This window comes from Piscinibacter sp. (genome assembly GCF_050175855.1).
Taxonomy (GTDB): domain Bacteria; phylum Pseudomonadota; class Gammaproteobacteria; order Burkholderiales; family Burkholderiaceae_C; genus Piscinibacter.
Genome location: NZ_JBFXIO010000417.1, coordinates 1 through 4,145, shown reverse-complemented (window position 1 = coordinate 4,145; position 4,145 = coordinate 1). Strand labels below are relative to the sequence as shown.

The 4,145-nt window shown below is 70.7% G+C and carries 6 protein-coding genes; 4 read left to right on the top strand and 2 right to left on the bottom strand.

Annotated features, from left to right (window positions below; all coding sequences use genetic code 11):
- Positions 1-15: 15 nt before the first annotated feature.
- Both AB7U92_RS22865 and AB7U92_RS22860 read right to left on the bottom strand, forming a co-directional pair.
- Positions 16-783 carry an exodeoxyribonuclease III gene (locus AB7U92_RS22865; protein ID WP_428582434.1) on the bottom strand — a complete coding sequence of 256 codons (768 nt, stop codon included), beginning with the start codon at positions 781-783 and terminating at the stop codon, positions 16-18.
- A 19-nt stretch (positions 784-802) separates the two neighbouring features.
- Complete coding sequence (locus AB7U92_RS22860; RefSeq protein WP_428582432.1) at positions 803-1,588, bottom strand: hypothetical protein; 786 nt, start codon at positions 1,586-1,588, stop codon at positions 803-805.
- 52 nt (positions 1,589-1,640) lie between these two features.
- Here AB7U92_RS22860 and AB7U92_RS22855 point away from each other — a divergent pair, with 52 nt between their 5' ends.
- From AB7U92_RS22855 to AB7U92_RS22840, 4 genes are all read left to right on the top strand, one after another.
- Positions 1,641-2,051, top strand: coding sequence for a hypothetical protein (locus tag AB7U92_RS22855; RefSeq protein WP_428582430.1), 411 nt, complete (start codon positions 1,641-1,643; stop codon positions 2,049-2,051).
- A gap of 55 nt (positions 2,052-2,106) precedes the next feature.
- Entirely contained in the window at positions 2,107-2,424 is a 318-nt protein-coding gene (locus tag AB7U92_RS22850; RefSeq protein WP_428582428.1) for a hypothetical protein, read from the top strand.
- A gap of 8 nt (positions 2,425-2,432) precedes the next feature.
- Positions 2,433-3,836: a TolC family protein gene (locus AB7U92_RS22845; RefSeq protein WP_428582426.1), complete on the top strand. Its 1,404-nt coding sequence runs from the start codon at positions 2,433-2,435 to the stop codon at positions 3,834-3,836.
- A gap of 14 nt (positions 3,837-3,850) precedes the next feature.
- The coding region (locus tag AB7U92_RS22840) for a twin-arginine translocation signal domain-containing protein (RefSeq protein ID WP_428582424.1) at positions 3,851-4,145 on the top strand (295 nt) is incomplete at its 3' end.

Sequence of the window (4,145 nt, the reverse complement as noted above, 5' to 3'; positions counted from 1 at the left end):
TGAGCCGGCGTCGGCTCAGCCGGCGAGTTCGACGAACACCGGCGCGTGGTCGCTCGGCCGCTCGTTCTTGCGCGGTGCCTTGTCGATCGTGCAGGCGCTCACGCGCGGGCGCAGCGCCTCGCTGACCAGGATGTGGTCGATGCGCAGCCCCTGGTTCTTGCGGAAGGCGAGGTTGCGGTAGTCCCACCAGCTCCAGCTCTTGGGCGGCTGCTCGAAGAGCCGGAAGGCATCGTGCAGGCCGAGCGCGACGAGCCCGCGGAAGTGCTCGCGCTCCTGCGGCGTGCAGTGGATCTGCCCGGCCCAGGCCACCGGGTCGTAGACATCGCGGTCTTCCGGCGCGATGTTGAAGTCGCCCATCAGCACCAGCTGCGGATGCGCCGCCAGTTCGGCGCGCACCCATTCGCGCAGCGCGTCGAGCCAGCGCATCTTGTAGGCGAACTTGTCGCTGTCGGGCGCCTGGCCGTTGGGGAAGTAGGCGCCGATCACGCGGATACCTCCGGTGGTGCCGGCGATCACGCGCGCCTGCTCGTCGTCGAAGCCGGGGATGTTGCGCACGACCTCGCCGGCCTCGCTTCGGCTGAGCAGGGCCACGCCGTTGTAGGTGCGCTGGCCGAACCACTGCGCGCGGTAGCCGGCGGCTTCCAGCTCGGCGTGCGGAAACTTGTCGTCGGTGAGCTTGGTCTCCTGCAGCACGATCGCATCGACCGGGTGCTCCGACAGCCACGCGAGCAACTGCGGCAGGCGAACGGACAGGGAGTTGACGTTCCAGGTGGCGAGTTTCACGACGGCCTTCGAAGATGGGTCAGGTCGGGATCGTAGCCGCGGCCAGCGCCTTGATGCGCTCGACCACTTCGTCGTTCAGCGGCGCCCCGCGCCGCTGCAGCGCCTGCAGCAGCGCCAATGCGGCCTCGGGCGTGTGTTCATAGCCGGCGGCGATGCGCGGCAGCTCGTCGCGCAGCCCAGGCTGTCGCTGCTCGACGCGGCGCTCGCGGTTGAACGGGTCGGCACCCTCGGCGCCGGCTCCGGCCTGCAACAGGCGCAGGGCATCGAGTTCGACCAGCCGGTCCAGCGCGTGCGACTGCACCATGCGCATCGCCGCCAGCCTCTCGCCGCGGTGCCAGCGCTGCAGGCCGACCAGCAGGCCGCTGAGCGCCTCGCCGACGATCCAGGTTTCGTCGGGCAGGCTGCCGTCCGGCAAGGGCCGGCGCGGCACTGCGATCGCGTCGTCGACCCCGTCGCGCTTCCACACGATGCGCCCAGGGGCGAAGGGGATGGCGTCCAGCTCGGCCGGCTCGAACACCGCGAATTCGCAGAACACGCCGTCGGCCATCAGCGCCTTGTGACCGTCGCGGGTGTTCCGGAAGTGCCAGGCCAGCGGATGCGCGGCCTCCAGCCAGTCGAGCCGTTCGAGGTAGCTTGCCTTGTGGCCCGGCTCGACGATGGCGAAGAAGTCGAGGTCCGACCAGGCGTCGAGCCGGTGCGTGTCGCGGCCGATCGAGCCGAGGGCGATCAGCGCCAGGGCATGGCCGCTGGCGGCGAGGCTGGCGCCGATCGCGTCGATGCGTTCCAGTAGGAGGGCGGGCTGCATGGTTTGATTTTGCTCGCCCCGCTGTGGGGTCGAGTCGCGGTACATTCGCGACATGCGTGCCGTTCTGCGCCTGTTGCTGCTGTGCCTGATGGCCCTGGCCTTGCCCCTGCAGGGCTTGGCCGCCACCGGGGCGGTGCATTGCGCCGCCATGCATGACCGCATGCAGGTGAACACCGCTCATCATCACGAAGAGGGCGCTGCCGCGCATCATGATGAGCACGCCGCGGCGAGCCTGCAGGTGTCAGCGGACGAACATCCTGCCGATGACGGCACGCCTCGCACCGGCGGCGCCTTCAAGTGCAGCGCCTGCGCGGCCTGCTGCGCGGCGCTGGGCCTGCCCATGGGGGCGGTCACGCTGCCTCAGGTGCCCGCCGAAGCCCTGGCGCCGGCCATCCCCCAGCGGGCTGTCGCCGCCTTCCTGACCGGCGGGCCTGAACGCCCTCCACGCACCGTCCTCGCCTGAGTTTCGCCCGTTCGCCCGTGCGAACGGACCCGTCGATTCTTCAGCGAGGACTGACATGTCCCGATTCCTGCGTTGCGGCGCCTGTGCGGCCGCACTCGGCCTGGCGGCACTGGCCCAGGCCCAGCCGGCGCGGCCCGCGCCCGACCCGCTCGACCCGAAGGCGGTCGTGCCACCCGCCCAGCACCGTTCGGCGCTGGCCGGTTACCGCCCGCTGGCGGAAGCGCCCGTGGGCTCGTGGAAAGAGGCCAACGAGCGCGTCAACCGCATCGGCGGCTGGCGAACGTATGCCCGCGAGGCGGCGCAACCGGCCGCGCCTTCCGAGTCGGCAGCGCAGCCGGCCCCGGCCCCCGCTTCGGCGGCTCATCGCCATTGAGGTTGCGCATGGATCCCTTGCGAATGAGTGTGCTGGCCGCTGCCGCGCTGCTGGCTGGCTGCGCCACGTTCTCGGACGACGGCGGCTTCGGTACCGTCGAGCGCGCTGCCAGGCAGCACCTTGGTCAGGACATCCGGTGGGCGCGCAGCGCTGAAGACCGTCTCGCGATCGAGCAGCGCACGGCCGAACTGCTGCAGGAGCCTCTGGGCATCGACGCCGCGGTACAGGTGGCGTTGCTCAACAACCCGGGGCTGCAGGCGGCCTATTTCGATCTCGGCATCACCGAGGCCGATCTGGTGCAAGCCGGCCGCCTGCCCAATCCCGGCTTCGGCTTCGCGCGTCTGACCAAGGGCAAGGAGATCGAGTGGGAGCGAGGACTGCACTTCGATCTCGCCTCGCTGATCGCGCTGCCGATGAAGAGGCAGATCGAGCAGCGCCGATTCGCACAGGCGCAGGGGATGGCGGCGACGGCGGTGCTGGCGCTGGCCGCTGACACGCGCAAGGCTTGGGTGCAAGCCGTGGCCGCCGAGGAATCGCTGCGCTACGCCACGCAGGTGATGCAGGCTGCCGAAGCCGGCGCCGAACTTGCCCGGCGCATGGCGCAGGCCGGCAACTTCAGTGCGCTGCAACGCTTGCGCGAGCAGTCGTTCTCCGCCGATGCCGCGCTCGGCCTGGCGCGCGCGCAGCAGGCCCGCCTGGCTACCCGTGAACGCCTCACCCGGTTGCTCGGCCTGTGGGGCGCACAGGCGGAGTTCCGCCTGCCCGAGCGACTGCCCGACCTGCCGAGCGCCCCGCGAGAATTACCCGACGTCGAGCGCACCGCCATTGCCCAGCGCCTGGACGTGCAGGGCGCGCGCCTGGCGACCGAGCAGTTGGCGAGGTCGCTCGGCCTTACGCGCACCACGCGCTTCATCAACGTGCTCGAACTCGGCTATGTGCGCAACAGCTCCAATGAGGCGCCGGTGCAGCGCGGCTGGGAGATGGGCTTCGAGCTGCCGCTGTTCGACTGGGGCACGGCGCGCGTGGCGCGGGCCGAAAGCCTGTACCGCCAGTCGCTGGCGCGCGCGGCCGAGACGGCGATCAACGCCCGCTCCGAGGTGCGCGAGGCCTATGGCGCCTACCGCACGGCGTGGGACGTGGCGAAGCACCATCGCGACGAGATCGTGCCGCTGCGGCAGCGTATCGCCGAAGAGAACGTGCTTCGCTACAACGGCATGCTGATCGGCGTGTTCGAACTGCTCGCCGATGCGCGCGTGCAGATCGCCGGCGTCAACGCCGCGATCGAGGCGCAGCGCGACTTCTGGCTCGCGCAGGCCGACCTCGACATGGCGCTGGTCGGCAAGCCCAGCCTCGCCGCGGCCACCGCGCTGTCTGTCTCGCCCGCCGCCGACGCCGGTGGCGCCGGCCACTGAATCCGGACCGAACCATGGTTTCACGACGCAATTTCCTCTCCGGTGCCGGTGCGATCACCGCCGCTGCCAGCGCCGCGGCGGTCAGCAAGGTGGCGATGGCCGCCTTGCCCGAGCCGGTGCTGCAATCGAAGCCCGACACCATGCCGCCGCTGGTGCCGGACAGCGGACGGCCCTACAACCCGGTGGTCACGCTCAACGGCTGGACGCTGCCCTGGCGCATGAACAACGGCGTCAAGGAGTTCCATCTGGTGGCCGAGCCGGTGGTGCGCGAGATGGCGCCCGGCTTCAAGGCGCACCTGTGGGGCTACA